This window comes from Rathayibacter tritici, from assembly GCF_001641005.1.
GTDB classification, from domain to species: domain Bacteria; phylum Actinomycetota; class Actinomycetes; order Actinomycetales; family Microbacteriaceae; genus Rathayibacter; species Rathayibacter tritici.
Window position 1 is genome coordinate 3099127 of record NZ_CP015515.1, and the last position, 26515, is coordinate 3125641.

A 26515-nucleotide genomic window follows, 5' to 3' on the forward strand; every position below is an offset into this window, starting at 1 on the left:
GAATCGGTCACCCACTGGAGGCGCGAAAGGACTTGCACGACTGATGAAGACCTGGAAGTACGCCAATCCGGGCGGCGCCAAAGTCTCGTCGTTCTACCTCGAGATGCGAGCGGCGCAGCGAATGGCGGACGAAGCGTCCTTCTTCCCGCACCTCGACTTCGCGTACCTGGTGAATAGCCTCGTTAGAAGCGGCTTAGCCGACATGAACGACCCGACTGGGGCGACGGGACGCTTCCGTGCGGCATCGACGGAAGCTCACCGCTCGATTGCCGTTGCGACGCTGACCAGAGATGCGCAGCGCATCGCAGACGCCTTCGAGCTGGAGAAGGCGGGCAAACGCGCGTCGGCGTTCGCCAAACTCGACTACGTCTTCGCTGGCACGACCTTCCCGTCGCAGTTCTACTAGGAGACACGGTGGACGCTGCGACGCTGACCACGACCGGACTCGGTACCGAGCTTGAGTTGGCGTTCACAATCCTCAACAGCAACGGGATCGAGTTCAATCCAGTTTCCACAATCACCTTCTCCGACGGGTCCGTGGTGACGTGTGAAGCAGATGATCCGCGACGCATCCCGTCACTGGTCGAGTCCACTGACTCGTGGGACTTCGCTTGCGACGGGTCAATCCCCCGAGGACAGCGACGGCGCGCGTCTCGTTGTAGTGGACACTGACAATGACTAGCCCTCCCGTGGATTCGATGGAATCCACCGGGCAGTTCCCTACACCAGGACCGGGAATGCTGAGCGCTCGAGGCTCCGCATCCGCTGACACGCCTCAAAAGCAATGAAAGACTGGTATCACCGGAGTGTGTAGCGTTGCGCGAGTCGAGGTTATACCCTTGATCGCATGAACACCGACGACGCTGAGCTTCACCTCAACGAGGCATCCGTACTACTGCACCGCGAGTACCCGAAAGACGGGACCACCGAGGAGCAGCAGATCCAGATCGCGAAGGCGCAGGCCCATGCCCTGATCGGACTCGGCACGAGCCTCAGATACCTTTACCTCGCCATCGAGGGCCAAGGACGCGACCGTCGACACCCCGGGACCGCCAACCCGGATGACATCTAGATGGCCCTAGCCTCCACGGCGGATGCCCACGCCCAGAGGCGCCGTGTGGATCCGTCTTCGTTCCATTCGACCATGACCGCTCGGCGGGTCCAGGCGAGCGCGAGCCCAGCGACTCGTACCGACGTCGCGGGGTATCGGATCCACGCCCAGACGGGCCGCGGAACACTCGCCCAGGTTGGTCGCTGTCGGGTCTTGTCGAGTTCCTCCTCGGTCAAGCCGAGGGGGGAGCCGCGGTGCGCGCACTCCTCGATTCGACGGGCGATTTGCGCCCCGACGTGGCGCTCGTAGCGGCGATTCTCGTGCCCACGAGGAGAGTAGAACATACGTTCGAGTGCTGAAAAAGTCCGACGGTCTCCTCGCCTCACCCACCCATCATCAGCGCGACGCGGCCGACGCGAGCAGACCTCGACACCGCCGCACTCCCCCGCCGTGTCGGGTCATCCGGCAGCAGCTCCTTGAGGCCGTAGGACCACGCTCGCGTGGTCCTACGGCGAACCCGCGAAGCTCTGTAGAGGGTCGAAGGGGCTTCTTACTCGGTGCGGGGTGTGGCTACGGTGCGCAGGTGGAACACGCCGTCGACGAGCAGGTACGTGCTGCATGCTAAGGGGCCGAGCATGTAGAGCTGGAAGGCACCGAGGATCGCGAGGGTGATCCAGTAGAGCAGCAGGGTGGTGCCGGCGAAAAGGCAGGTGAGCCCCCGCAGGCTCGCGGGCGCTGCGCCGGTCTCATGCTCGACCGTCTCACTGCTGAGCCGGTGACGATTTGTCCTCGATCTGCGACGATCACACGAAAATGTGAGACGATTATCGGATGGATACGGGAAAACGAATCAACGCCGTACATCAAGAGCCGTATAGCTTTGGCCATATAGGCGGCTCCGCTTCAGGGGCTATCGTCCGCCAGGGCGAATCGGGTGCCACTCGAGTCGAGATGGACATTCTGGTCGACGCCATCGCCATAGTGGCCAACTCGCGGAGGCGTTCGCCGTTTCGCTGCCTCGCATTCAGAAAAGAACTCGATAGAATCGAGACGTACCAACTACAGGTCTGGCCGGCAGAGTTGTCGTACCACTGCTCAAACGAGCGCAACAATATGATCGATTCGTATAACGCGCCGACCGATGAATATGTTTCTGGAAACGAACGACGCAAGCTGGCACTCTCTCAACTACTGCCCGAACCCTTAGCGGCACGTCTAGCCTTCCCGCTCAATCTTCCGATTTGGGGACGACCGAGTGATGGATATCGCATAACCGGAGCATCACTCGATGGTAGTAACATTGTGGTTCATCTTCAGCATCAAGCAGATAGCGATGTGAAAGGTTCGATGACAGTCGATACGCAAAAGCGCCTCGTCACCCGGTTCGACACTCCTACCGAGGTGTGTTGGTACGAAAACATCGAACCGGGTGCGAGCCACCCGACTTGATTTTTAGAGCCCAGCCTCCTCGCCGTTCGGGTAAAAGCAACGCTCCTGCTCGCTATCGCATTCGAAGCGAGGGGTTGCTTCACCGACACCGACAACGTGGTTGAAGGAATAGGTCGGATCGGATACCTCGAGGTCCTCCATCTTCACCGAGTGCGATCCCCCTGTCGTCAGGCCGCCGACGACATAGCCGGCCTGCACGTCATTGCCGCTCATCGTAAAGGCGGCCGAGCTGAGTTCTGTGGGAGGTAGCACGCCATTCTGCCGCTGGCTAGTGACCGTACCGGTCAGAGTCGGACTTCCCTCCGACGGGATAGTGCTGATTCTGCTTTGCGCCGAATTCCAGCCGGGATACACGGTCCAATCGACAATGATGGATCGGGTCCATGTGTCGTTGACTGGGCTATCGACTTGTCCATAGATCACGCACAGGTTGATATCGACCTGCAGTTCGTTAATGATTGTCCGGGTCGGCGGAGCGTCCACGCAATTTACGGCCCGAAGCGCTTGCCCGGAGCTCGAAGTTGTCGATGCCGCAGGAGAGAGCTGCTCGCTGAAAGAATAGGTGGAACCATCCTTGGCGAGAACCTCCACGCTAACAGCTCCCAGGCCGCAAGAGTACTCGATGGATGTTCCAGCAAGTTTGACTCCGTTCTGCTCTACCAGATTGCCGGCGGCTGCAGCACACCAACCTTGGTCGTCAAGCTCCGCACCGGTGCCGGTCGGAGCGAACGCTACGCCCATAAGCCCGACAGTAAAAAGGCTGGCTGCTACCACTTTCTTGACTCAGTCCATTTTGTTCCCCAATACGTCGATGATTTATCTTTCAGCAGAGGGCCGACAACCCCTCTTGTAACCTCTCATAAGATTTCGATCTCGTCATCACGGAGGCTTATGCAAAATCCGATTGATCGACATGGATTCGTGCGTGTCGCTCACGGTTAACACCGGCTGGTCCGCTGTGCTTGAAGAGCAACCTTCGACAGAAACTCTTCGCAAAGGAACCAGGCGGTGCACACACAGACTACTACGGGAATGACGGCCGAGCATTACGCGATCCTCGCCGAAAGGATCGAGAACGAGTTCACGTGGAATCGGCGTCGAGGAGGGCGACGCACTCTCGCTCGCCGGTCCGGCGAACATGTCAGCCGAGCTTGAAGCGCGCGCCAACGACTACGACCGCGACGCCGCCACCACGGCCAACGGGACTCCCGACGAGCTGCGCGAGCTCGCCGTCGACGCACGCGCTCAGGTGCAGCGATTCCGCAACGACACCCCCGCCGAACGCCAAGACGCCGCTCAGAGCACCAACGGAACATTGGCCGACTCCACCACCCTCGGCGACCGATCCTCGCGCGTCAGGGGCACGGGGCGCCCGCAAGGTCGCCCATGACAGTGCCGAGCGGCGCCAGCCGACCATCCAAGCTCCGTCACCGCACACGGCACACCGCCCAGCGCCGCCGACACGTCGAAGGCGCTGATGAGCACCGTGCCGCAGACGCGCGGCGGCAAGGGCCAGGGCGCCGATCTCAGAGACCTCGGCTGCTAGCCAGCCCTCCGCATCCGAAGACAGGAACCACCATACGAGGCTCCCCGTCTGTGGATGCGCGCACAAGGGTCCAGCCTCATCTCGCTCCAGCCGTGGACCTAGACTTCGTGTAACACCTGCCGATAGAAAGAAGGGCAAAAACTTATGGAGGAATTTGTCGCCCGCCTCGAAAGACTGCGTTCGTGGAATGCTTAAAATTCTTTCGGGGTTATGGCCGCCAGGTCTATGACTGATATGACGGCCGCTAGCCTTGCTTCGGTGGGGTTCGTGGAAAGTCATTATCCCGAGGGCTCGGCCGGTCAAGAAGTGCTAGAATCTGGCGTCGATCCTGAAGCTGTGGACGAGTATGTAGAGCTTCCGGCTAGTCTGACGGTCCTCAATAACAGGATCGAGGAACTTCGAACGAGCGGTGGCTATCAACGCCACCTGTCGCGGCGGCACAATCTGTCGAAGTTCAAAACACATGAAATCGACTCTCAGAGCGTTATTCATAAGGTCTGATTCGGGCGTGTCGTTCCGAGGCATCGGCTTCCCATTCGGGAGAATAGAAGTTCCAAAGCTCGCTATTTTCGGAACGGGAAGCCGATGCGGTACGACTCTACTACAGGCCTGGATGCGGAGCAATTGACGGAGCTGATCTGTCGGATATGGCAGATTGTCACGGGGAGGGGTGAGATTTCGGGACGCCCGGTGCTGCTGAGCATTCGCGAGCAGGTCGTTATGACTCTGATCTTATTGCGGCAGAACGTGAACCAAACGACTATCGCGGATATGTTCGGTGTGTCGCAGCCCACGATTTCTCGCGCATATCGGCGGATCGTCCCGCTGATCGAGCAGGCCTGCTGTTTGTCGGGGGTGTGTTTAAAGACGGCTATCCAGGGCCGAGTGGTCCTGGTCGACGGCACCGATGTTCCCACCGGGAACCGCGCCGTGACGGGGAGAGCGAACTACTCCGGGAAGCGACACCGTCAAGGGCTGAACGTGCACGTTGCCTCGGACGTGAACGGTAACTTGCTTTGCGTGTCCGATCCGACCCCCGGCGCTCGGCACGACCGAGCGACCATCAGCCTGTGTGGATGGGAACCGATTCTCGATAATGCCGAGTGGATAGCGGACCCAGCGTACGTCGGAACCACCGCAGTCACTCCCCGGGAAAAATTTCACCACGGACAACATGATGACAACACACGTACAGCCAACCGATACATCTCCTCCATCCGTTCGGCGGTCGAAAGATGCATCGCGCACTGGAAGAACTGGAAAATCCTCAAGACCGGCTATCGCGGACGTCTTACAGAACTTCCCAACCTCATTCGCACCGTCACCCGCCTCGAACTTTACCGACTCGGCTGGTAAATGCTTATGAATAACGCTCTAAAAGTTGGGGTAACAAGCCAAGGGGTGCGATATGCACGTCGACGGCCAGTGACGATTTCCCTGGCATGTGGTTTGCGTATCTTGCTGCACGGGACACCATAGATGGTGTCGACGCTTGGCACGTGGAGGAGGAACTCGGCCCTCAATTACTAATCGATTCGGCCGTGAAGTGGTGTGATTTCTCGATCCGATTCGCGGAGGACGGTAAGATCCGCTGGCAAAATGTGGCTCATGAATACTCACGAGTGACCTTGACGGCCCTCGCTGTCGCCAGAATCGATTGTTTTGAGTTCTCATATCGCGGCGCGGTCGTGTCGCCTGCGTTCTGGGGGGTGGAGACGACGGTTTGGCTTCGCGAGGGGGGACGCTGCGTTCCGGGGCCGGGTCATCCTGTTCGCCGCGTCGAGCACCGCGCTGCTCCTCTTCGTGGCTTCCTTGGCGGTGCTCGATGCTGAGCGAGATACACCCGGAGCTCTGATCACGACGTTCGACCAGGCGCTGTGGTGGGCGTTCGTCACGATCACCACCGTCGGGTACGGAGACCTCTACCCCGTGACCGGAACGGGGCGGTTCATCGCAGCAGGCATCATGCTGGGCGGCATTGCGATGTCAGCTATTTGCCGTTGGCACGAGCACGTGTACCAAGCAGAAGGGTATGCGCCCGGGGCAACCGGGACGCACACCTTCTGCACGAGTATCAGCAGGTGAGGGCACCACCGATGATCCCGGCGAGCATGCCGCCGGTCGCAGCAACGACCGCACCAGGACCGGCGATGGCGCCGAGCACGCCGGCGCCGATAGCGTTCGCGACGCCTCGGCCGGAGACGCAGTGACCCCACTCATCCGATCCCCAGTCGCTATTCAGCCGCACGTCTGCCCCGCTCTTTTCCCCCCTCCGCTTGCCGTCGTCAGCGGTGAAGTGGAATGTCACCGTGTCGGAGTCGTCGATCGACCAGGTGCCGCTCACCGTCCGCCCGTGCCCGACGTCGACACTCGTCGGCAGGGCATTCGAGATGGCCTCACCGTCGGAAAGGCCGACACTGCCATCCTGCAGCCGCACTGGCCGAACTCCCCCACTGACATCGAACGTGACGGTCGACGCGGATCCAGCGGTCACCGTCATTTCGACGTTGCCGACAGAGGAGGTCTGTCCCCCAGACGCGTCCGCAGCGGACGCGGCAGCAACCGGGCCCGCGGTCAGCGCTGCCGCTGCAACGACCACGGCCGTGATCCTCATCCGGAGTTTCATCATCGTTTCCCTTTTCTGTTCATCTCGGGAAGCGCCGCCGTTGGCGGAGGTTCACCACCGCCCACCCGAACAAGAGCACGACTGCGACGACCACGGCGGTGATCACCACGTTCCACGGATCGCCCGCGCCGACAGCGGCCGAGACACCAGCCCCGGCCACCCCCCCTACGAGCGAGACCGCCAGAACTCCCCACGGCGTGAACTTCACCGACATCGGTCCCTGGTTCCCCTGATTGCTCATGTCCGCACACTCCCTTGAGCCGAGAATACCACCTTAGTATACCGACCTGATCGAGCGACGTCAACACCCAGGGGATAGAGCGCCGAGCATCGGTCAGCTATCCGGGTCAGAAGACGCCCCGCGCTCCCCCGACACGACACGCCCGGGGTGCATCGGAGGTGGAGCGTCGGGTGCAAAAGCATTGAAAAACGATGGCACTGAACGCGCGCGGTGCACAGCAAAGGCTAAGAGCGTTATTCATAAGCATTTACCAGCCGAGTCGGTAAAGTTCGAGGCGGGTGACGGTGCGAATGAGGTTGGGAAGTTCTGTAAGACGTCCGCGATAGCCGGTCTTGAGGATTTTCCAGTTCTTCCAGTGCGCGATGCATCTTTCGACCGCCGAACGGATGGAGGAGATGTATCGGTTGGCTGTACGTGTGTTGTCATCATGTTGTCCGTGGTGAAATTTTTTCCGGGGAGTGACTGCGGTGGTTCCGACGTACGCTGGGTCCGCTATCCACTCGGCATTATCGAGAATCGGTTCCCATCCACACAGGCTGATGGTCGCTCGGTCGTGCCGAGCGCCGGGGGTCGGATCGGACACGCAAAGCAAGTTACCGTTCACGTCCGAGGCAACGTGCACGTTCAGCCCTTGACGGTGTCGCTTCCCGGAGTAGTTCGCTCTCCCCGTCACGGCGCGGTTCCCGGTGGGAACATCGGTGCCGTCGACCAGGACCACTCGGCCCTGGATAGCCGTCTTTAAACACACCCCCGACAAACAGCAGGCCTGCTCGATCAGCGGGACGATCCGCCGATATGCGCGAGAAATCGTGGGCTGCGACACACCGAACATATCCGCGATAGTCGTTTGGTTCACGTTCTGCCGCAATAAGATCAGAGTCATAACGACCTGCTCGCGAATGCTCAGCAGCACCGGGCGTCCCGAAATCTCACCCCTCCCCGTGACAATCTGCCATATCCGACAGATCAGCTCCGTCAATTGCTCCGCATCCAGGCCTGTAGTAGAGTCGTACCGCATCGGCTTCCCGTTCCGAAAATAGCGAGCTTTGGAACTTCTATTCTCCCGAATGGGAAGCCGATGCCTCGGAGCGACACGCCCGAATCAGACCTTATGAATAACGCTCTAACTGTTTCAATTCTTGTGAAGAATGGCGAGCAATCGGCACGGGCGCACAGTGAAGCAGAGCTCGCACAGTTTGCATGCAGAACGGATCACGCCTCCCAATACGATCGAGTTTCTACCGAGAAGTTCCTTGCTTATCTCGATCGGGATGCCTCATCGGCAAAGGCTCCCCGCTTGGAAAAAAGACTCCGCCAGACGGTGACTCGGATCGCCAGGTCGTCTCCTCACCCGTGCACCACCCTGGCTCCCGCCGTCGATCGATCGGACCCGCGCGTGGTAGCGCCCGCGCGCCGACCCGTGGGAGGGTCAGGAGCCGAACGAAAGGACGACGATGTCGAACGACCGAGCCCTGCGCGTCGCGATGGTGGGGACCGCCTTCATGGGCCGCACCCACTCGCACGCCTGGCGCACCGCCTCCCGCTTCTTCCCCCTCCCCCTGCGCCCCGAGCTCGCCGTGCTCGTGGGGAGCAACCCCGACTCGACCGCTGAGCGCGCCGAGCGACTGGGCTGGAGCGAGGCCTCCACGGACTGGCGGGCCGTGATCGCCCGCGGCGACATCGACCTCGTCGACATCTGCACCCCCGGCGACACCCACGCCGAGATCGCCATCGCGGCCCTCGAGGCCGGCAAGCACGTGCTCTGTGAGAAGCCGCTCGCCAACTCCGTCGAGGAGGCGGAGCGGATGGTTGCCGCGGCCGCCGCCTCCGGGAAGATCGCGATGTGCGGCTTTAGCTACCGCCGAACCCCCGCGCTCGCCCTCGCCAAGCGCTTCATCGAGGAGGGCCGCCTCGGCGACATCCGCCACGTCCGCGCCCAGTACCTGCAGGACTGGCTCTCCGACTCCGAGGCGCCGCTGACGTGGCGCCTGCAGAAGGAACGCGCCGGCTCGGGCGCTCTCGGCGATATCGGCGCGCACAGCATCGACACCGCCCAGTGGCTGACCGGTCGCGGCATCACCTCCGTGTCAGCGACGCTGCGCACCTTCACCACCGAGCGCCCCGTGCTGAGCGAGCAGGTCGGCCTGGGCGGCCGCGCGGGCGCCGACGCGCCCCGCGGTGCCGTGACCGTCGATGACGCCGCAGCCTTCACCGCCACGTTCGAGGGTGGCGCCCTCGGTGTCTTCGAGGCCACCCGCGTTGCCACGGGCCGCCGCAACGCCAATCGCATCGAGGTCAACGGCGAACTCGGCTCGATCGCCTTCGACTTCGAGCGGATGAACGAGCTGGAGTACTACGACGCCCGCGACCCGGAGGAGGCGCAGGGCTTCCGCCGCATCCAGGTCACCGAGCCGGCGCACCCCTACATGGCCGCGTGGTGGCCGACCGGGCACGGGATCGGCTACGAGCACCTCTTCACCCACCAGGTCGTCGACCTGGTCGAGGCGATCGCCGGCGGCACCGCTGTCACGCCCACATTCGCCGACGCTCTCGACGTGCAGCGGGTCCTCGACGCCGTCACCACCAGCGCCGCCGCCGCCTCAGTAGCCACGCCCGTTCCGCGCTGACGTCAGGAGCTCATGTCCAGCCCGGTGCTCACTTCGCGGTGAGGCGCTCGGTGAGGTCGTCGGCCCAGGCCGTCGCGAGTGCGCCGATGTCGGCGTCGGACGGCGAGGTCGGGCCGTCGATCCGGTTCTCGTCGCGGGCGAGGAAGGCCGTGCGGACGTCGGCGATAGCGGGGTCGGATGTCGTGAACCAGTGCACGGCGGCGGCGGAGGCGTTCTCGGCTCGCCCACCGAAGCGGGCGTCGAGGAACTGCCGGTACCTCGTGTGGTATCCATCGGAGTAGTAGCGGCGCACCGCCGACGCGACCGATGCCGCGCTTCCCGCCGTCTGCAAGCCGAGAACGCAGCCGTCGACGTCCGCCTGGTGGGCGCCGCCGTCGAACCTTCCGCTGCGGCCGATCGTGGCCCGGCCGAACTGGTACGGATCCGGCCGCTGACCTGCATTCCGCGTGCGCAGGAACTGCACGAGAATCCGCGTGAGGTCACCGGCCCACCCCAGCAGATCGCCGGCGGTCGAGGTACCCGGATCGGCGGGTACACCGTAGCGGCGGGCGCCGGTCATCGCCAGGGCCAGGCGCTCGACGGGCATGAAGGTGGACACCTCCGGGCCGATGGTGTGGAAGACGCGCTCGTGCTTCTCGCTCTCCACAACCGAGACGAAGTCGCGATTCACGGGACCGGCGACACGCTCCCACAGCCCGTCCACGTAGCAGGGGGTGCGCAAGAACTGGAGCAGCAGGTCGTCGGCTCCGACTCCGCCGGTGGACTGAGCGAAGCCCGCGGCTCGACTGGAGAGCCAGTCCGCGTAGTCGGGGAAGGTCTGCGCGGGATCGAAGGACTCGGCTCCCGGATCGCGGCCGGAGGCGATGTTCTTATCGATCTCCATCGCGTCGGAGCCCGATCCGAGTGTCAGCGACTTCACCTGGTCGAAGGCCCAGCCCTGCGGGAGCGGGAAGCCGAGGTTGCCGCTGTACCCGGTGGACATTCCGCTGATGAAGCCCAGGCTCGCGAGGCCCTTCTCACGCACGATCCGACAGGTGTTGCGGGCGCCGTAGATCCCCACCGAGAAAGGACTGCTCACGCTGGCAAGGCCGTCCTTCACTCCCTGGAAATGGGGCACGACAGCACTGTTCACCTCGGTTTCGAGCACGTCGACATCGACAGCGAAATAGATCGTCACGCCGACCTTGAAGCCGTAACTGCGGGCTGCAGCATGGGCTTTCTGGCCGGCCGCGAATCCGCGCGCGTACGAGAAGTCCTCGACGGTGTCCCCTCCCTCCTGGAAGATCGGGAAGACGCGCAGACCGGCTCCGGTGATGACGTCGAGTTCGCCGGGCTGGATCTTCTTGTCGCGGTAGTCGGAGACGGGCGTGTTCGAGAGGTAGCGCCCGATGATTCGGTAGCCGTTCTCGGTGAGCAGGCGCGCACGGGCCGTGGTGACGTGATCGGAACTGCAATCGGCCGCGATCGCGCCCTGCTTCGCGGTCCGCTCCGGATCGCCGGAGCTCACGAAGAGCGAGCACCACGTCGCGTAGTCGGCGTTCCCGGACGCGGGTAGCGCCGCGAACTCCTGGAACGCTCGCACCGCGGCGACCACGGCCGGGCTGTACGAGCCGTCGTAGGGTCCGTCGGTGTAGTAGCCGTTGCCGATCAGGACCGCCTGGAGGAGATGGATCAGGTATCGGGAGGAGTCGACGGTGCCCGGCGTCGTCGACCCGGCGGCGTCCTTGAGCTTCGCCCGCGTCATCGGGCCGAATTCGCCATTGGCCACTCCATCGCCAATCCCCACTTCGAACTGGAGCGCGAAGATCAGGCCCTGCCGCAGTCCGCGCGAGGCCGTGCCGTCGCAGGGGAGGACGAAGAAATCGGCGTGGTCGATGTACCGCTTGTTCAGCGACTGCTGAATGCTGCGGGTCAGCGACGAGCCGCCGGAAGCGAGGGCATAAGAGTCCATCGTGAGCAGGCTCTTCATGATCTTCGGGGTGACGTCCGCCGCCGCAGCGAACCCCATGTCGGTGCGCAGGCTCGCTATCGCCGACGAGGTCTTCTGGTCGAGCTTCTTCCACTGCGTTCCACCCCAGTACCCCTTGCACCAGAGTGCGCACTGGAGGAGCGCGACGATGTTCTTGTTCGTCGTCCCATCAGTGATCGAGGGGTATTTGCTGGTGAGCGCCGCGAGCGTCGCCGAGCCGAAGCTGTCCGAGTGCTCGGACATTCCCAACTCGATCTGAAGCGCCCGCGTCAGAGCGAACATCGTGCTCCAGCCGCTCGTCCCCGTCTCGGGCGCGGGCGAGAAGCCGTCGACTCCCCGATAGGTGGAATTGACCCACTGCTGCGATTTCAAGACCCATTCATCCGACATTGCTCTCCCTCTCAGACTGTTCCCGTGGTGACGCCGCCGACCTGCGGCGAGCCGGAGCACGTGAGATCCGTCACGCCGTACCGTCCCGTCGCCCGAGCCCCCGCGGGGCCGGAGAACACGGCCGACGCGTAGACGACGCTCGCCACCGTCGGCACCGGATTCGCGGGCGACGTCGAGACAGCGACGTCAAGGGACGCTCCCGCGTCAATAGCCCGGTTCAGCGTGATGCGGAGGGTCCGACGCTCACCGGTCGCCGACTCGGCGACATCGAGAGCGGAGGAGTCCCAGGGGACGAGAGCGTTCGGTCTCCCCGAACCGTCGTCGCCCTGCAGCTGCGCCGGGACCGGAGTGACGCCGGCCACGCTGCACGCGGCGATCACCCGCGCGTCGAGGTCGACGGTGAGAACGGAGCCGGCGGGCACGGCAGCCGGGCCGACGCTCGTGCAGCGGATCGATCGCGGGACGCGGTATGTGCTCCTCGAATCGGGACCCCCGACGGTGCCCCAGGAGGCGTCCAGTTCGACGCCCCACGCCGCTGCTGCCGCGGGCGCTTCGTCGGCACTCCATTCGACGCTGGCGAGCACCGCGCCCGCCTCGTCCTGAATCACCACAGAGATGGGCAGCGGAGCGTCGATGTTCTCCTCCGGGTACGCGTCCCGTGTTGTGAGCGGCACGCCGACGCAGAGCAGAGGCGACGAGTCGCCGTCGGAGAGGTCGGGAACCGAGTAGGAGACGCTTGAGCGATTCGGCGGCTGCTGCTGCGAGCGCTCGGTCGGGCAGGACTCGTAGTGGTCGCCGTGCGAGACGACCGCGCTCTCCATCGCGCTGAACAGCCGGCTGTCGTACTCGACGACGACCCGGAACGCGCTCGGCCTGCTGAGCCGCACCTGCTCGGACAGCGAGTACGCGACCGACCGGCGCTTGGCGAAGTCGGCGCTCGGGAACGAGAGAGTCGTCACCTCCCCCGGCTCGATCGTCGCGGCGAGAGCGGGCGGAGCGGAGGCAGTGGCGGCTGCGGCGGGATCGGCCACCGCGACCGCCAGGACGACGGGCGCGCTACTGATGGCGGTGACGAGGAGTTGTCGTCGACTGAAGAACACGGGGGACGGTCCTCTCGGATCGCGCCGCCTCCTCGTCCAGGACCTGCGGGGAGCGCGGGTAGGCTCCACACTGGTCACCGAACCGATGACGCCCATGTGAACTATCCCCATCGATTCTCAGAGTCACCACCGGGCAAGGCCCGGCGGAGCTCCCTCCTGGTCGGCGCAGAGCCCGACTCGCGCGATAATGCGCCTATGAGCAAGAAAATCGACGCGGCGCACCGCGCACTGGTAAAAGCCCTCGATAAGCACGCCCGACTCGTCTCGGACACGTCGTCGAAGCCGCGGAAGGTCGAGCGGGCAGGAGCCGAACTCCGCGCCGCGACGAAAGCGTACGCCGCGCTCGTCTCGGCGCGCACCGGAACCGCGAGCCCCTTCGCCGATCTCGCCGACCCGCGCCTGGACAAGCCGACCATCGCGTCGCTCCGGGCCGAGCGGGACGCGATCGCGACGCGGATCGCCAAGCACGAGGCCTCGACGAGCGAAGACGGCTCGCTCGCGGGCTGAGCGAGCGGCACGGCGACTCCGAGTCGCCGTGTTACGGACGGGTTTCGCGCGGCGGGGACCACCTTCATAAGGTGATCACGCTCTCCACGGAAGGACCCTCCACAGCCATGACCCTGCGCACCCGACTCCTCGTGAGCTCTGCGATCGCCGCCTCCGCCGCCCTCCTCCTCGCCGGCTGCTCCGGCGCGCGCGGCGGCGACGACACCGTCCGCATCGGCGTGGTCGGGGCGAGCGACCCCTACTGGGCCACCTACCAGAAGGCCGCGGCCGACGCCGGGATCGACGTCGAGATCGTCGACTTCAGCGACTACAACCAGCCCAACCCGGCGCTCACCGAGGGCGAGATCGACCTCAACCAGTTCCAGCACATCGCCTACCTGGCGCAGTACAACGCCGCGGCCGGCGCCGACCTGGTGCCGATCGGCGCGACCGCGATCTACCCGCTCGGCCTGTACTCCTCGCAGTACGACGACGTCGCCGACATCCCCGCCGGCTCCACCATCGCGATCCCCAATGACGAGACCAACCAGGCCCGCGCACTGCTCGTGCTGCAGTCGGCCGGACTCGTGACGCTCACGAACGGCGGCGGAGTGCTCTCGAACGTCGACGACGTGGAGCCCTCCTCGAAGGTCACGGTCACCGCGCTCGAAGCCTCGCTGACCGCCACATCGCTCCCGGATGTGGCCGCCGCGGTCATCACCAACGACTTCATCCAGAACGCGGGCCTGAAGGCCGAGGACGCGATCGCGCAGGACGACCCCCGCGACCCCGCCTCCGTGCTCTACACGAACATCTTCGCCGCCCGCGCCGACGACGCGGAGAACCCGACCTACACCACGCTGGTGTCGATCTATCAGGACAGCCAGGACGTGCTCGACGGCGTCTCGAAGCAGTCCGGCGGCACGGCAGTCTTCCTCAAGACCGCACGCAGCGAGCTGACGACCTCGCTCGAGTCCGCCGAGAAGGACATCACTGCCGCTCCGTGACCCCGGCTCCCCGCGGGATCCCGCCGGTCGACACTCCTTCAGCGAGTCGACCGGCGCGATCCCGCGTTCGCCTGCAACAGAAAGGGCACCTCGTGCCGCTGATACGGATGACCGACGTGCGCAAGGTGTACCCCGGCAGCGGGCGCCGCGCGGCCCCGACTGCGGCCGTGGACGGAGTGAGCCTCGAGATCGAGGCGGGCGACGTCTACGGCGTGATCGGCTACTCCGGCGCCGGCAAGAGCACACTCGCCCGGTTGATCAATGCCCTCGAGCCCGCCACCAGCGGGAGCATCGAGATTGACGGCCGTGAGACGGTCGGGCTGCCCGAGCGGGAGCTGCGCCGCCTCCGGCTCGGGATCGGCATGGTCTTCCAGCAGTTCAACCTGTTCGGCTCGAAGACAGTGCGCCAGAACGTTGCGTACCCGCTGCAGGTCGCGGGCGTGCCGAGAGCGGAGCAGCGCTCGCGCGTGGACGAGATGCTCCACTTCGTCGGGCTGAGCGAGAAGGCGCGCAGTCATCCGGAGCAGCTCTCCGGCGGACAGAAGCAGCGCGTCGGAATCGCCCGCGCCCTCGCCGCCTCCCCGCGGATCCTGCTGGCCGACGAGGCCACCAGCGCTCTCGACCCGGACACCACCGGCGAGGTGCTGGCCCTGCTCCGCCGCATCAACGAGGAGCTGGGCGTCACCATCGTCGTGATCACCCACGAGATGGACGTGGTGCGCCGACTCGCCACGAAGGTCGCGGTGATGGAGTCGGGTCGCATCGTGGAGCGCGGACCCGTCTTCGACGTGTTCTCGGCCCCCCGCGAGCCGGTCACCCGCCGCTTCGTCTCCACCGTCGTCCGCTCCGTGCCCTCGCCCGCGGAGGCGGCGGTGCTGCGCGCGCGCCACCGCGGCCGACTCGTCACGCTCTCGTTCTCGGACGACTCCGCCTCGCAGGGCGACGTCTTCGCCGAGGTCGCAGCGGCCGGCGTGCCGCTGGAGCTGGTCTACGGAGGCATCACCGACGTGCGCGGGCGAGCCTTCGGCCACCTCACCGTCGCCCTCGACGCGCCGGACGACGACATCGATCCCCTCCTCGCCCGCCTCGGCGGACGCGTCGCCCTCACGGAGGTGCCCGGATGAACGACCTGATCGCGCTCCTGCCCAAGCTCCGCGACGCCACCGGCGAGACGCTGTACATCGTGACGCTGAGCCTGGTCTTCGGCGGGCTCGGCGGCCTGCTGATCGGCCTGGGCCTCGCGCTCACCCGCGCCGGCGCGCTCTACGCGAACCGGGTGCTGCACGGGCTGCTCAACGTGATCGTGAATGTGTTCCGCCCGATCCCGTTCATCATCTTCATCGCCGCGGCCCAGCCGCTGGCCCGGCTCGTGGTCGGCACCGGCATCGGCCCGGATGCGATCGTGTTCACCCTGTCGCTCGGTGCGGCGTTCGGCATCGGTCGCATCGTGGAGCAGAACCTGCTGACCGTGCAGCCCGGCGTCATCGAGGCGGCGCGCTCGGTCGGGGCGAGCCGGTTCCGCATCGTGCGGACGGTGCTGCTGCCGGAGGCACTCGGCCCGCTGATCCTGGGCTACACGTTCGTGGTCGTGGCCGTCATCGACATGTCGGCGGTGGCCGGCGCCATCGGCGCGGGCGGGCTGGGCGACTTCGCCATTCAGTACGGCTACCGCCAGTTCGAGCCGGTCGTCACCTGGGCCGCGGTACTCGTGATCGTCCTCATCGTCCAGCTCGTCCAACTCCTCGGCAACACCCTGGCCCGCCACATCCTCCGCCGCTGACCCCCTCGCCCCCGCCCCCCTCTCCCCCGCCGCGAGATGCCACTTATGCGCGCGACACGCCGGTGACGGCCCGCGTAAGTGGCATCTCGCGGAGGGGGGTCAGTAGCGCGGCTTGCGGTCCGGGCGCTCCGTGGAGCGGCTCGGGCCGGCGGGGCGTCCGGCGCGGCTCGGACGGCGATCCGGCTTGAGCTCGATCAGCTGGCCGCTGATGCGGGTGTCGGCGAGGCGGTCGAGCACCTCCTGCGGCAGGTCGGCGGGCAGTTCGACGATCGAGAAGTCCGGGCGGATGTCGATGTGGCCGAAGTCACCGCGGTTGAGGCCGCCCTCGTTCGCGAGCGCGCCCACGATCTGGCGGGGCTCGACGCGCTGGCGGCGGCCGACCTCAATCCGGTAGGAGGCGAGGTTGCTGTTCGCCGGGCGCTGACGGCGCTCGGGGCGCTCCCCCCGGTCGCCGCGATCGGGCCGGGAGTCGCGGTCCTCGCGCTCGCGACGGGCGAAGCGCGGGTCATCCGGCGAGAGCAGCAGCGGCTCCTCGCCCTGGGCGACAATCGCCAGCGCGGCGGCGACGTCCGACTCGACGACGTCGTGGTGCTCGACGTAGTGGCCGATAATGTCGCGGAAACGCTGTAGGCGCTCGGTGTCGGCCAGGGCCGCGGTGATCGCGTCGTCGAAGCGGGAGAGGCGCGTGACGTTGACGTCCTCGACGCTCGGCATCCGCATCTCGGTCAGCGGCTGGCGGGTGGCCTTCTCGATGGCGGTGAGGAGGCGGCGCTCGCGCGGCGTGACGAAGCTGATCGCCGCTCCGCTGCGCCCCGCGCGACCGGTCCGGCCGATGCGGTGCACGTACGACTCGGTGTCGATCGGGATGTCGTAGTTGACGACATGGCTGATCCGCTCGACGTCGAGGCCGCGGGCAGCGACGTCGGTGGCGACCAGGATGTCGAGCTTGCCCGACTTCAGCTGGTCGACCGTGCGCTCGCGCTGGGCCTGCTGCACGTCTCCGCTGATCGCCGCCGCGGTGTAGCCGCGGGCGCGCAGCTTCTCGGCCAGCGTCTCCGTCTCGCTCTTGGTGCGGACGAACACGATCATGCCCTCGAAGTTCTCGACCTCGAGGATGCGGGTGAGGGCGTCGACCTTCTGCGGGTACGACACCATCAGGTACCGCTGGGTGGTATTGACGGAGGTCGTGGTCTTGTTCTTGACCGTAATCTCCTCCGGCTCCTTCAGGTATTTGCCGGAGATGCGGCGGATCTGGGCGGGCATCGTCGCCGAGAACAGCGCGATCTGCTTCTCCACGGGGGTGTCGGCGAGGATCGTCTCGACGTCCTCCGCGAAGCCCATCTTGAGCATCTCGTCGGCCTCGTCGAGCACCAGGTACTTCAGCGCTGAGAGGTCGAGGGTGCCCTTCTCGAGGTGGTCCATGATGCGGCCGGGCGTGCCGACGACGACGTGGACGCCGCGACGCAGCGCGGAGAGCTGGGTGCCGTAGCCCTGACCCCCGTAGACGGGGAGGACGTGCACGCCGCGCAGGTTCGACGCGTAGCGCTCGAACGCCTCGCAGACCTGCAGTGCGAGCTCGCGGGTCGGAGCCAGCACGAGCGCCTGCGGCGTCTTCTGCGCGAGGTCGAGGCGCGAGAGGATCGGCAGCGCGAACGCCGCGGTCTTGCCGGTGCCGGTCTGGGCGACGCCGAGGACGTCGCGGCCGGAGAGGAGGGACGGGATCGTCGCGGCCTGGATGGCCGAGGGCGTCTCGTAGCCGACCTCCTTGAGGGCTTTGAGGACCGGGTCGCTGAGACCGAGGTCGGAGAAGGTGAGCGTGGGGGTGCTCTCGGAAGCGGTGTCGGCCTCAGGGGCGGAATCGGGGGTATCGGTGGACGCCATGCTGTAACGGTAGTGCTCCGGCGGCGCCGCGTCCGAGGCAGGTCCGAACGCTCGGGCGGTTCCAGGCCCCCGCGGCAGGCGTCAGGAGGTGAAATCGAGCAGCACCTTGCTTGAGCGCGCGGCGTCGCGGGCGAGCTCGAAGGCCTCGAGTGCGCGGTCCAGCGGCAGCACCTGAGTGACCACCGGCCCCACGTCGAGGGTGCCGTCGGCGAGCGCCGCCAGCACCTCGTCGAGCTCGTCGACGAAGCGGAAGGAGCCGATGAGGCGCAGCTCCCGCGTGATCGCGAGCGAGATCAGCGCCGGCTGCTCGCCCGAGGGCAGGAGTCCGACCATCACGACGGTGCCGCCGCGCGCCGCACCGCGGACGGCCGACATCAACCCGCGCGGGCTGCCGGAGGACTCGAAGACGACGTCGGCGGCGACCTCCGCGATCGCGTCGGCGGCGGTCGCGCGGATGGTTCGGGTCGCTCCGACCGCGCGGGCGATGGCGAGCGGCTCCTCCGCGAGATCGACCGCGACGATCTCCGCCGCGCCCGCCCGCTTCAGCACCGCGACGATCAGCGCTCCGATCGGGCCGCTGCCGATCACCAGCGCGCGCCGTCCGGAGACCGCGCCCGCTCGCCACACCGCGTGCCAGGCGACACTCGCCGGCTCCGCGAGCGCCGCCTCCCGGAGCCCCAGCCCCGCGGGGAGCTCGCGGAGCATCCGCGCCGGCAGGACCGTGTGGCGGGCGAAGGCGCCCTGGGTGTGCGGCAGTCGTGCCGCGCTGCCGAGGTAGGTGCCCTCGGTGGCGAGGTTGGGGCGCCCGTCGGGCCACTCGCCGTGAGCGGTTGCGGGGTGGACGGCGACGGCCGTACCGGTCGCGGGACCGGTGCCGTCTGCGGCGGCCTCGACGACCGTTCCGACGACCTCGTGGCCGAGGGTCAGCGGCTCGCGGAGGATCGACTCGCCCGCGGCTCCGTGCGTCCAGTAGTGCAGGTCGGAGCCGCAGATCCCGCCGTAGGCGACGGCGACGAGGGCGTCGGCGGGACCGCGCGCGGGTAGCGGCGCCTCCTCGACGCGGAGGTCGCCGGCGGCGTGCACGACGACGCGGGTGGTCGAGGCGGGAAGGGGGGTGGGCATGCGGAGTCCGTTCGGTGGAGGGGCGGGGTGGCGGCCGCTCAGACGACGACGGTCATACCGCCGTCGATGAAGACGACCTGCCCGTTGACGTAGTCGGAGCCGTCGGAGGCGAGCCAGACGGCCGGGCCGATCAGGTCCTCCACGCGACCCCAGCGCGCCGCGGGGGTGCGACCGAGGATCCAGGAGGTGAACGCCTCGTCGTCGACGAGCTTCTGGGTCATCTCGGTGTGGATGTAGCCCGGCGCGATCGCATTGACCTGAATGCCGTGCTGCGCCCACTCCGCTGTCATCGCCCGGGTGAGGTTGCGAATCCCACCCTTGGATGCCGTATAGGGCGCGATCGTCGGGCGCGCGAGGTCGGCCTGCACCGAGGCGACGTTGACGATCTTCCCGGCGCCGCGCAGGATCATCCGCTTCGCCGCCGCTCGGCCCACCACGAAGGCGCTGGTGAGGTTGGTGCGCAGCACCCGCTCCCAGTCGGCGACGTCGAGGTCCAGCAGCGGCACGCGATGCTGGACCCCGGCGTTGTTGACCAGGATGCGCAGCGGACCCACCGCCTCCTCGATCCAGGCGACTCCGGCCTCCGCGGCCGCGTCGTCGGTGACGTCGAAGGCGCGGGCGTGGATCCGCGGGCGGCCGTCGGCGCCGGGGAACCGCTTGGCGAGTTCGGCGCGGGTGGCCTCGAGCCGCTCCGGGTCGAGGCCGTTCAGGACGACGGTGGCGCCCGCCTCGGCGAGACCGGTGGCGACGGCGCGGCCGATGCCGCGGCTGGATCCGGTGACGAGCGCCACGCGGTCGGTCAGGTCGAAGAGCACGGTTCCTCCAGGGAGTTCGGGGCGGGACGGGGGTTCGGGGCGGGACAGTGTCGGGGCGGAGGTCAGGGCTGCGGAGGCGCCGCGCGCCCAGGCCCGGCGACGGTGCGGTTGGCGAGCTCGCCGACGCCGTCGAGGGCGATCAGCACCTCCTGGCCGGGCTCGACCTCGGCGGCCGTCCCGGGCGAGCCGGTGAGCACGACATCGCCCGGGCGGAGCGTGAGGTGCGCGGTGAGGTGCACCAGGATCTCGGCGGCGCGCCAGCCGAGACGGTCGGTGGAGGAGAGAGCCCGCCGCTCGCCGTCGACGATCACGGCGATGCCGACCGCGTCCGGGTCCACTCCGGTCTCGATCCACGGGCCGAGCGGAGTCCAGCCGTCGCCGTTCTTGCCCTGGAGGAAGAGACTGTCGGCCGCGATCATTTCGGGGGCGGTGACGTCGTTGGCACCGGTGACGCCGAGCACATGCTCGAGCGCGTCGGCCAGAGTGAGGTGGCGGGCCGGGCGCCCGATGACGAGGGCGAGCTCGCCCTCGACGTTCACGGGGCCGATGCCGTCGTCGATGACGATCGGATCGCCGGGCGCGGCCAGCGTGTGCGCGCTCTTGTGGAAGGCCTGCGGGGGCTGCAAACGATCAGCCGCGGAGCCGTTGTGCGCCATCCCGAGGACCACGCGGGGTTCCACCGGAGCCAGCAGGCGAGCGCCCGCGACCGGCCAGCGGCGGCCGGTCTCGACCGGCTGCGCGGCGAAGGCGTTCTCGATTTCGCGCCACTCCCCCGCGACCAGGGCGACGACGGCCGGCGCGCCCTCGGTCCGGATCCGGGCGATGCGCATCAGCGACCGCCTCGGGGCTCGCTGGTGCTACTGATCGCCACGGCGCCTCGCTCACTCCCACCCGCGCGGGCGGAACGGACCGAGCGTAACAGCCCAGTGAACAGCATTCAACAGGATGGACGGAGGCGCATCAGGCGGGCGTTCCGCCGAGGAGGGGCGGGCGACCCAGCGCTGCGGCGGCCTCGCGGAGTGCCGCCACAACCTCCTCCTGATCGTCGGCAACCGGCCGGACCAGCGAGACACCCACCGCGACCGAGAGGTCGGATCGGGTGGCGGCCGGGACGGCGACGGCGAGGCCCAGGACGCTGGGGTGCAGCTCGCCGTCGTCGATCGCGTAGCCGCGCTCGCGGGCCGTCCGGATCTTCTGGAGCAGTTCGCTCGCGGAGGATGTCGAGCGGTCGGTGAAGACGACGATGTCGCGGTCGTCGGCGAAGCGCGCGGCAATCTCACCGTCGTCGAGCTCGGCCAGCAGCGCGGTGCCGACGGCCGTGGCGGAGGCGGGATACCGGTCACCGACGCTCGCCGAGAGCGCAAACCGCTCGCGGCCCTCGTGCACCGCGAGGTAGAGGACGCGGGTGCCGTCCAGCAGTGCGATCTGCACCAGCTGCCGCGACAGCACGGGCGACTCCTCGCAGAGCCGGTAGAACTCGCGCACCGGGTCGACGCCCGCGAGGTAGTGACTGCCGAGCTCGACGGTGCGTCGGCCGAGGAGGAAACCGGAGCCGACGCGGCGGATCAGGCGCCCCTCCTCCAGCGCGGCGCAGAGGTTCGAGGTGGACGACTTGGCGATGCCGAGCTCGCGGGCGATGTCGGTCAGCGTGCGCGGGCCGCCGGCGTCCGCGAGGAGGTCGAGGATCCGCATTGCGCGCGACACGGCCGGGGCACCCGAGCCCCTCTCGGAGTCGACCGTCATCGGGGGCGCATCGGGGCGGGCCATGTCGTCCTCTCGCGGGGGCGGTGTCAGTAGAACTCCACCGTATCGACTCGGTTGATCAGGGGCTTCCCGTCGAGGAAACGAGTGGCGTTGCGGGCGAAGAGCTCGGCGATCAGCCGGTCCTCGGCGAGGTTCAGCGCCGCGGTGTGCGGGCTGATCAGGACGCTCGGGTGGCTCCAGAGCGGGCTGCCCTGCTCGAGCGGCTCCTCGGCCACCACGTCGAGTGCGGCGAAGCCGACCCTCCCCGCGTCGAGCGCGGCGAGCAGGGCCTCCTCATCGATGACCGTCCCGCGGCCGACGCTGACGAAGGAGGCCCCCGGGCGCAACTCCGCGAAGAACTCGGGCCCGACCAGCTTCTCGGTGGCGGCGGTGCCGGGGAGCGTGACGACGACTCCGTCCACCCGGCCCGCGACGTCCGCGATGGCGTCGGGTGTGACGATCTCGTCGACGTGCTCGACCCGCGTCTCGTGACGGCTCGTACCGATCACGCGGGCGCCGAGCTGCTGGAGCTTGCGGGCGGTCGCGCGGCCGATTGTGCCGAGCCCGATGATCAGGATCGTCTGCTCCGAGAGGAGCCCCATCGCCCACCGCCCACCCCAGACTCGCTCGCGCTGGAGGGCGGACAGGCGCGGCAGCGACTTCGCTCCTGCCAGGAGCCCGAAGACTCCGAACTCGGCGAGCGGCTCGGAGTGGACTCCCGCCGAGGTCGAGAACGCGATGCGCTCGAGCTGCGCGCCGTCGAGACCCGCGGCCTTCACCTGCGCGCCGCCGCCCGCGGGCATGGTCTGCACCCAGCGGAGCCGCGGATTCGCGGCCGCCGTGCGCGCGAGCGCGGCGGGGGTCTCGTCGGGCACCCCGTAGAGCACGTCGGCGGAGTCGACCAGCTCGTCGAACGCGCGCTGCTGCTCGGGGGTGCGCCGGAAGGAGGGATCGCCGCCGTGGTCGCCGGCGTGGCGCATCGGGGGGAGGAGGTTCTGGTCGGCGACGACGTCCAAGCGCGGTTCGAGCTCGACGATGCGAGCGATCAGCTCCGGGCTGAGCGGCGAGGCGATGACGACGCGGAGGCGATCAGTCACAAGTGTCCCTTCGCGGAACGGCGCGGGAGGCTCTCCCCCGGGTCGACCCGCGGGCAGTGTACTTCACCCCTGTGAACAGTGTTCGGTATGCTGGGCGTGTGCCCGCACCCCCGTCAGTCGCCGCCCCGCCCGTGCAGGTGGGATTCCTCGGACTCGGGAACATGGGCGCCCCGATGGCCCGGCGCCTCGTCGCCGCCGGGATCCCGCTCGGGATCACCGCTCGCCCCGCCTCCGCTGGCCGCGCCCGCCGCGCCGTCCCCGAGGCGCAGTGGCACGACTGCGCCCGCTCCCTCGCCGCCGCCTCGGACGTGCTGATCGTGATGGTGCCGGACCTGCCCCAGCTCGAGGAGCTGCTCGCGGGCGACGAGGGCGTGCTCGCGGCGGAGTCGGATGTCGTGCTCGCCGTCTGCTCCAGCGTGTCCGCCTCCGGCCTTCGCGCGCTCGCGCAGCGCCACCCGGGGCTCCGCCTCGTCGACGCCCCCGTTAGCGGCGGCACCGAGGGTGCAGAGGCGGGCACCCTCTCGATCATGGTCGGCGGGGCGGAGGAGGACGTCGCCCGGGCACTGCCCGTCCTGTCGGCCTGCGGAACCGCGGTCCACCTCGGGCCGCTCGGCTCCGGCGATGCGGCCAAGGCCTGCAACCAGCTCATCGTCGCCGCGACCATGACCGCGATCGCCGAGGCCGCGGTGATCGCCGAGCGCTCCGGCCTCGACCTCGACACGTTCCTCACCCTCGTAGAGGGCGGCTACGCGGGGAGTCGCGTGCTCGAGACCAAACGCGCCGCCCTGGTGTCCCGCGACTACACGCCGACCGGCGTCGCCTCCTACATGACGAAGGATCTGCGGGCCGCGGCCGACGAGGCGGAGGCGACGGGCACCTCCGCACCGCTGCTCGCGACGCTCCGCACCGTGTTCAGCGAGCTGGTCGACGCGGGCCTCGGCGAGGAGGACCTCGCGGTCGTGCACCGCTTCGTCGCCGAACGCTGAGCCCGCGCTCTGCGCCGAGACGCCCCCTGATCACCGAGGCGCGCCACGCGAGAGCAGCCTCCATGCATCCGCGCAAGGGCCTCCGTTGCGTCCGCGCCCGACTTAGCGTCGGAGGACGAACATCACCGAGCGAAGGAGCACGACATGGCATCAGGAGTCGCAACAGTCTGGGTCCCCGTCACCGACATGGAGCGGGCGGTTGCGTTCTACCGCGACACGCTCGGCCTCGAGGTGAAGGACACCTCCGCCGACTGGTCGGAGCTGGACGCCGGCGGGCTGATGATCGGCCTCAACGCCCGCGAGTCCGCCACGGTGGCGGAGCAGGGCGGCGCAGTCATCTCGTTCCAGCCCGACGGCTCGATCGAGGAGGAACTCGAACGCCTGACGGCGCGCGGTGCCTCGATCGAGGGGGAGATCAGCGACCACGAGTGGGGGCGCATCTTCCCGTTCAAGGACTCGGAGGGCAACGACCTCCAGTTCTACTCGCCGCCGCAGAGCTGAGCGCGGCGCGCCGCCTCCGCGCGTCTCGACGCCTCACGCGTCAGCGCAGTAGGGAGGCGGCGTCGCGCGTCGCCGTGCGGATGCGGTACAGCGACGTGCTCGCGGCGATGAACAGCTCCGTGCCATCGTCGCCGCCGAAGCAGAGGTTGCCGACCACCTCGGGCACGGGGATCCGGGCGAGCACCGCGCCGTCGGCCGAGAGGACCTGCACCGCGTCGGCGCTGGAGGTCCAGATCCGGCCCTCGACGTCGACCCGGAAGCCGTCGGGAACACCCGGCTCGATCACGGCAAGCACGCCGAGCGGGGTGAGCAGCCACTGGTCGTCGACCGAGAAAACGCGGATGCAGTGCTCGCCGGTGCCGTCGGTGCGCAGAGCGACGGAGGTGTCCGAGACGTAGAGGAGGCGCTCGTCCGGCGAGAAGGCGAGCCCGTTGGGCTCCTCAACGCTCGTCGCCGCGACGCTCAGCTCGCCCGACTCAGGGTCGAAGCGGAAGACGTGGCAGCCGCCGTACTCGGGGTCGCCGAGGTGGCCCTCGTGCGCCTGGAGGATCCCGTAGGGCGGATCGGTGAACCAGACGGCGCCGTCGGAGGCGACGACGACGTCGTTCGGCGAGTTCAGCCGGGCGTCCCCGTACCGGTCGACCAGGACCTCGACGACGCCTTCGACCTCGCGCTCGACGGCGCGGCGGCCGTGCGAGCACTGCACGACGCGTCCCTCCCGGTCGAGCGTGCGGCCGTTGGTGAACTCGACGTGCTCGCGGTGCACCCGCGTCTCCCCCGTCCGGGCGTCCCACTCGAGGATCCGGTCGCCGGGGATGTCGCTCCAGCGCACCACGCGTTCGTGGGGCAGCCAGACCGGGCCCTCGCTCCACGCGGCTCCGGTGGCGACCCTCTCGAGCCGCGCCCCGGGGGCCAGCAGAGCATCCAGCATCCGTGCCCCCGCGTCACCGCCGTTCACGCGCACCTCCCACAGTCGACGACATCCGCACCGGTCGGCGCGGGCCCCTGCAGCATCGAGCGTGCGACGCCTGCGCGCCAACCGCTGCGATCGAGCACGATACCGGCATGACCTCCTTCGGCCGCGCGGCCGCCCACCGACCCGGGCCGGTCCTCGAGGAGCGCGACCTGCTCCTGCGCCGCATCGCGACGCTCTACTGGGTGGAGGGTCTGACCCAGTCCGAGATCGCCGAGCGCCTCTCGTTCGGCCGCGTCTCGGTGTCACGGATGCTCGACGAGGCGCGCTCACGCGGCGTGGTGCGGATCAGCGTCGGCCCGCCGGAGGACCGCGTGGCGCCGCTCGAACGCGAGCTGGCGCGGCTGTTCCCGCTCTCGGAGGTCCGGGTCGCGGTGTCACTCCCCCGCGGCGCGACGGCGGATGAGGCGCGCATGGGCCGCGTCGCCGCGCGCCTGCTGGCGGAGCGGCTCCCCGCGGACGCGATTCTCGCCGTCGCTTCGAGCCGGTCGGTGCTGCCCACCGCCGAGGCCATCGGCCGACTCGCCGACGGTGTCCGGGTGGTCGAGGCTCTCGGCTACCACTCCCGCTCCGCGCCCGAACGCTCGGCCGCCGCGGTGCTCGCGGCCGGCACCGCGTTCACTCCGCTGCCGGCCCCGTTCGTGACGCGCTCAGCGGCACGGGCGGAGCAGGCGCGCCGGCGTCCCGCGGTCCGTGACGCGCTGACCCTCGCCCGCCGCAGTGACGCGGCCCTGATCGGACTCGGCTCCACGGCCCACTTCGACGGCACCGGCGCCGTCGCCCCGGTCTCGGAGGAGCTGCTCGAGCGAGCCCGCACCGACGGAGCGGTCGGCCACGTGGTCGGGCAGTTCTTCGATGGCGCAGGCCGGCCGGTCCCCTCCGCCCTGGACGAGCTGCGGGTCGGGCTGACCCTGAAGGAGCTGCGGGCGATCCCACTACGGATCCTGGTCGCACACGGCAGCGCGAAGGTGGAGGCGATCACGGCTGCCATGACGGGCGGCATCGCCTCCGTACTGGTCACCGACGAGGCCACCGCCCGGGAGCTGCTGCGGCGGCGGCGCTGAGCCACACGCCACCTGGATGGACACGTCCACTCATTGCGGCGACAAGGGCGATGAAGCGCTC

The 26515-nt window shown here is 68.0% G+C and carries 28 protein-coding genes; 15 read left to right on the forward strand and 13 right to left on the reverse strand.

What is annotated here, in order from left to right:
* Window positions 1-43: 43 nt before the first annotated feature.
* The 3 genes from A6122_RS17410 to A6122_RS16795 all read left to right on the forward strand — a co-directional run bounded on the left by A6122_RS17410 (window position 44) and on the right by A6122_RS16795 (window position 2500).
* Entirely contained in the window at window positions 44-406 is a 363-nt protein-coding gene (locus tag A6122_RS17410) for a hypothetical protein (protein ID WP_237358200.1), read from the forward strand.
* 441 nt (window positions 407-847) lie between these two features.
* Window positions 848-1072: a hypothetical protein gene (locus tag A6122_RS14120; protein WP_068256165.1), complete on the forward strand. Its 225-nt coding sequence runs from the start codon at window positions 848-850 to the stop codon at window positions 1070-1072.
* A gap of 810 nt (window positions 1073-1882) precedes the next feature.
* Window positions 1883-2500, forward strand: a complete 618-nt coding sequence (locus A6122_RS16795; protein WP_146085046.1) for a hypothetical protein — start codon at window positions 1883-1885, stop codon at window positions 2498-2500.
* Window positions 2501-2503: 3 nt separating this feature from the next.
* On the opposite strand, the gene A6122_RS16800 is transcribed toward A6122_RS16795, so the two are convergent.
* Window positions 2504-3274, reverse strand: coding sequence for a hypothetical protein (locus A6122_RS16800; protein ID WP_146085045.1), 771 nt, complete (start codon window positions 3272-3274; stop codon window positions 2504-2506).
* A 364-nt stretch (window positions 3275-3638) separates the two neighbouring features.
* On the opposite strand from A6122_RS16800, the gene A6122_RS14135 reads away from it, so the two are divergent.
* The 4 genes from A6122_RS14135 (at window position 3639) to A6122_RS17415 (ending at window position 6131) form a co-directional block, all read left to right on the forward strand.
* Window positions 3639-3890: a hypothetical protein gene (locus tag A6122_RS14135; RefSeq protein WP_068256175.1), complete on the forward strand. Its 252-nt coding sequence runs from the start codon at window positions 3639-3641 to the stop codon at window positions 3888-3890.
* Window positions 3891-4304: 414 nt separating this feature from the next.
* Window positions 4305-4547, forward strand: a complete 243-nt coding sequence (locus A6122_RS16805; protein WP_146085044.1) for a hypothetical protein — start codon at window positions 4305-4307, stop codon at window positions 4545-4547.
* Between the two features lie 84 nt (window positions 4548-4631).
* Complete coding sequence (locus tag A6122_RS16145; protein ID WP_084416087.1) at window positions 4632-5402, forward strand: transposase family protein; 771 nt, start codon at window positions 4632-4634, stop codon at window positions 5400-5402.
* A gap of 447 nt (window positions 5403-5849) precedes the next feature.
* Window positions 5850-6131 carry a potassium channel family protein gene (locus A6122_RS17415; RefSeq protein ID WP_237358201.1) on the forward strand — a complete coding sequence of 94 codons (282 nt, stop codon included), beginning with the start codon at window positions 5850-5852 and terminating at the stop codon, window positions 6129-6131.
* Here A6122_RS17415 and A6122_RS14150 read toward each other — a convergent pair.
* From A6122_RS14150 to A6122_RS16150, 3 genes are all read right to left on the reverse strand, one after another.
* A complete protein-coding gene (locus A6122_RS14150; RefSeq protein WP_146085043.1) occupies window positions 6121-6660 on the reverse strand; it encodes a hypothetical protein in 540 nt (179 codons plus the stop codon). The genes A6122_RS17415 and A6122_RS14150 overlap by 11 nt on opposite strands.
* A gap of 31 nt (window positions 6661-6691) precedes the next feature.
* On the reverse strand, window positions 6692-6913 hold the full coding sequence (locus tag A6122_RS14155; protein WP_068256186.1) for a hypothetical protein: 222 nt from the start codon (window positions 6911-6913) through the stop codon (window positions 6692-6694).
* Window positions 6914-7160: 247 nt separating this feature from the next.
* Window positions 7161-7931 (reverse strand): transposase family protein, encoded by a 771-nt coding sequence (locus A6122_RS16150; RefSeq protein ID WP_084416089.1) that lies wholly within the window; start codon window positions 7929-7931, stop codon window positions 7161-7163.
* 436 nt (window positions 7932-8367) lie between these two features.
* On the opposite strand from A6122_RS16150, the gene A6122_RS14160 reads away from it, so the two are divergent.
* The gene (locus tag A6122_RS14160; RefSeq protein WP_068256189.1) at window positions 8368-9540 is read left to right on the forward strand and encodes a Gfo/Idh/MocA family protein; all 1173 of its coding nucleotides are present in this window, start codon (window positions 8368-8370) and stop codon (window positions 9538-9540) included.
* A gap of 28 nt (window positions 9541-9568) precedes the next feature.
* On the opposite strand, the gene A6122_RS14165 is transcribed toward A6122_RS14160, so the two are convergent.
* Window positions 9569-11881 (reverse strand): glycoside hydrolase domain-containing protein, encoded by a 2313-nt coding sequence (locus A6122_RS14165; protein ID WP_167542397.1) that lies wholly within the window; start codon window positions 11879-11881, stop codon window positions 9569-9571.
* A 29-nt stretch (window positions 11882-11910) separates the two neighbouring features.
* A complete protein-coding gene (locus A6122_RS14170) occupies window positions 11911-12999 on the reverse strand; it encodes a hypothetical protein (RefSeq protein ID WP_068256194.1) in 1089 nt (362 codons plus the stop codon).
* A gap of 195 nt (window positions 13000-13194) precedes the next feature.
* Between A6122_RS14170 and A6122_RS14175 the strand changes: the two genes are divergently transcribed.
* From A6122_RS14175 to A6122_RS14190, 4 genes are all read left to right on the forward strand, one after another.
* Window positions 13195-13506, forward strand: a complete 312-nt coding sequence (locus tag A6122_RS14175; RefSeq protein ID WP_068256197.1) for a hypothetical protein — start codon at window positions 13195-13197, stop codon at window positions 13504-13506.
* 107 nt (window positions 13507-13613) lie between these two features.
* Window positions 13614-14492, forward strand: coding sequence for a MetQ/NlpA family ABC transporter substrate-binding protein (locus A6122_RS14180; protein WP_068256199.1), 879 nt, complete (start codon window positions 13614-13616; stop codon window positions 14490-14492).
* A 107-nt stretch (window positions 14493-14599) separates the two neighbouring features.
* Window positions 14600-15616 carry a methionine ABC transporter ATP-binding protein gene (locus A6122_RS14185; RefSeq protein ID WP_084416090.1) on the forward strand — a complete coding sequence of 339 codons (1017 nt, stop codon included), beginning with the start codon at window positions 14600-14602 and terminating at the stop codon, window positions 15614-15616.
* Entirely contained in the window at window positions 15613-16272 is a 660-nt protein-coding gene (locus A6122_RS14190) for a methionine ABC transporter permease (RefSeq protein ID WP_068256205.1), read from the forward strand. Before A6122_RS14185 ends, A6122_RS14190 begins: the two co-directional genes overlap by 4 nt.
* 99 nt (window positions 16273-16371) lie before the next feature.
* Here the strand turns inward: A6122_RS14190 and A6122_RS14195 are convergent, their stop codons facing one another.
* The 6 genes from A6122_RS14195 to A6122_RS14220 all read right to left on the reverse strand — a co-directional run bounded on the left by A6122_RS14195 (window position 16372) and on the right by A6122_RS14220 (window position 22930).
* Complete coding sequence (locus A6122_RS14195) at window positions 16372-18153, reverse strand: DEAD/DEAH box helicase (RefSeq protein ID WP_068256207.1); 1782 nt, start codon at window positions 18151-18153, stop codon at window positions 16372-16374.
* 81 nt (window positions 18154-18234) lie between these two features.
* Window positions 18235-19275, reverse strand: coding sequence for an L-idonate 5-dehydrogenase (locus tag A6122_RS14200; RefSeq protein WP_068256209.1), 1041 nt, complete (start codon window positions 19273-19275; stop codon window positions 18235-18237).
* A gap of 38 nt (window positions 19276-19313) precedes the next feature.
* On the reverse strand, window positions 19314-20090 hold the full coding sequence (locus tag A6122_RS14205; protein WP_104272520.1) for an SDR family oxidoreductase: 777 nt from the start codon (window positions 20088-20090) through the stop codon (window positions 19314-19316).
* Window positions 20091-20152: 62 nt separating this feature from the next.
* A complete protein-coding gene (locus tag A6122_RS14210) occupies window positions 20153-20920 on the reverse strand; it encodes a fumarylacetoacetate hydrolase family protein (protein ID WP_068256212.1) in 768 nt (255 codons plus the stop codon).
* Window positions 20921-21050: 130 nt separating this feature from the next.
* Window positions 21051-21857: an IclR family transcriptional regulator gene (locus tag A6122_RS14215; RefSeq protein WP_237358202.1), complete on the reverse strand. Its 807-nt coding sequence runs from the start codon at window positions 21855-21857 to the stop codon at window positions 21051-21053.
* A 23-nt stretch (window positions 21858-21880) separates the two neighbouring features.
* Window positions 21881-22930: a D-2-hydroxyacid dehydrogenase gene (locus A6122_RS14220; RefSeq protein WP_068256215.1), complete on the reverse strand. Its 1050-nt coding sequence runs from the start codon at window positions 22928-22930 to the stop codon at window positions 21881-21883.
* A 98-nt stretch (window positions 22931-23028) separates the two neighbouring features.
* Between A6122_RS14220 and A6122_RS14225 the strand changes: the two genes are divergently transcribed.
* The gene (locus A6122_RS14225; protein ID WP_237358203.1) at window positions 23029-23916 is read left to right on the forward strand and encodes an NAD(P)-dependent oxidoreductase; all 888 of its coding nucleotides are present in this window, start codon (window positions 23029-23031) and stop codon (window positions 23914-23916) included.
* 144 nt (window positions 23917-24060) lie between these two features.
* Complete coding sequence (locus A6122_RS14230; protein WP_068256220.1) at window positions 24061-24417, forward strand: VOC family protein; 357 nt, start codon at window positions 24061-24063, stop codon at window positions 24415-24417.
* A gap of 40 nt (window positions 24418-24457) precedes the next feature.
* Here the strand turns inward: A6122_RS14230 and A6122_RS14235 are convergent, their stop codons facing one another.
* A complete protein-coding gene (locus tag A6122_RS14235) occupies window positions 24458-25375 on the reverse strand; it encodes an SMP-30/gluconolactonase/LRE family protein (protein ID WP_308470772.1) in 918 nt (305 codons plus the stop codon).
* Window positions 25376-25482: 107 nt separating this feature from the next.
* Here A6122_RS14235 and A6122_RS14240 point away from each other — a divergent pair, with 107 nt between their 5' ends.
* Window positions 25483-26454 carry a sugar-binding transcriptional regulator gene (locus A6122_RS14240; RefSeq protein ID WP_068256223.1) on the forward strand — a complete coding sequence of 324 codons (972 nt, stop codon included), beginning with the start codon at window positions 25483-25485 and terminating at the stop codon, window positions 26452-26454.
* Window positions 26455-26515 lie beyond the last annotated feature (61 nt).

Coding starts and splice junctions, on each gene's coding strand:
- A6122_RS17410 (WP_237358200.1), top strand. CDS start 44: ATGAAGACCTGGAAGTACGCCAATCCGGGCGGCGCCAAAGTCTCGTCG.
- A6122_RS14120 (WP_068256165.1), top strand. CDS start 848: ATGAACACCGACGACGCTGAGCTTCACCTCAACGAGGCATCCGTACTA.
- A6122_RS16795 (WP_146085046.1), top strand. CDS start 1,883: ATGGATACGGGAAAACGAATCAACGCCGTACATCAAGAGCCGTATAGC.
- A6122_RS14135 (WP_068256175.1), top strand. CDS start 3,639: ATGTCAGCCGAGCTTGAAGCGCGCGCCAACGACTACGACCGCGACGCC.
- A6122_RS16145 (WP_084416087.1), top strand. CDS start 4,632: ATGCGGTACGACTCTACTACAGGCCTGGATGCGGAGCAATTGACGGAG.
- A6122_RS14150 (WP_146085043.1), bottom strand. CDS start 6,660: ATGAGGATCACGGCCGTGGTCGTTGCAGCGGCAGCGCTGACCGCGGGC.
- A6122_RS14155 (WP_068256186.1), bottom strand. CDS start 6,913: ATGAGCAATCAGGGGAACCAGGGACCGATGTCGGTGAAGTTCACGCCG.
- A6122_RS16150 (WP_084416089.1), bottom strand. CDS start 7,931: ATGCGGTACGACTCTACTACAGGCCTGGATGCGGAGCAATTGACGGAG.
- A6122_RS14160 (WP_068256189.1), top strand. CDS start 8,368: ATGTCGAACGACCGAGCCCTGCGCGTCGCGATGGTGGGGACCGCCTTC.
- A6122_RS14175 (WP_068256197.1), top strand. CDS start 13,195: ATGAGCAAGAAAATCGACGCGGCGCACCGCGCACTGGTAAAAGCCCTC.
- A6122_RS14180 (WP_068256199.1), top strand. CDS start 13,614: ATGACCCTGCGCACCCGACTCCTCGTGAGCTCTGCGATCGCCGCCTCC.
- A6122_RS14185 (WP_084416090.1), top strand. CDS start 14,600: ATGACCGACGTGCGCAAGGTGTACCCCGGCAGCGGGCGCCGCGCGGCC.
- A6122_RS14190 (WP_068256205.1), top strand. CDS start 15,613: ATGAACGACCTGATCGCGCTCCTGCCCAAGCTCCGCGACGCCACCGGC.
- A6122_RS14195 (WP_068256207.1), bottom strand. CDS start 18,153: ATGGCGTCCACCGATACCCCCGATTCCGCCCCTGAGGCCGACACCGCT.
- A6122_RS14200 (WP_068256209.1), bottom strand. CDS start 19,275: ATGCCCACCCCCCTTCCCGCCTCGACCACCCGCGTCGTCGTGCACGCC.
- A6122_RS14210 (WP_068256212.1), bottom strand. CDS start 20,920: ATGCGCATCGCCCGGATCCGGACCGAGGGCGCGCCGGCCGTCGTCGCC.
- A6122_RS14215 (WP_237358202.1), bottom strand. CDS start 21,857: ATGGCCCGCCCCGATGCGCCCCCGATGACGGTCGACTCCGAGAGGGGC.
- A6122_RS14230 (WP_068256220.1), top strand. CDS start 24,061: ATGGCATCAGGAGTCGCAACAGTCTGGGTCCCCGTCACCGACATGGAG.
- A6122_RS14240 (WP_068256223.1), top strand. CDS start 25,483: ATGACCTCCTTCGGCCGCGCGGCCGCCCACCGACCCGGGCCGGTCCTC.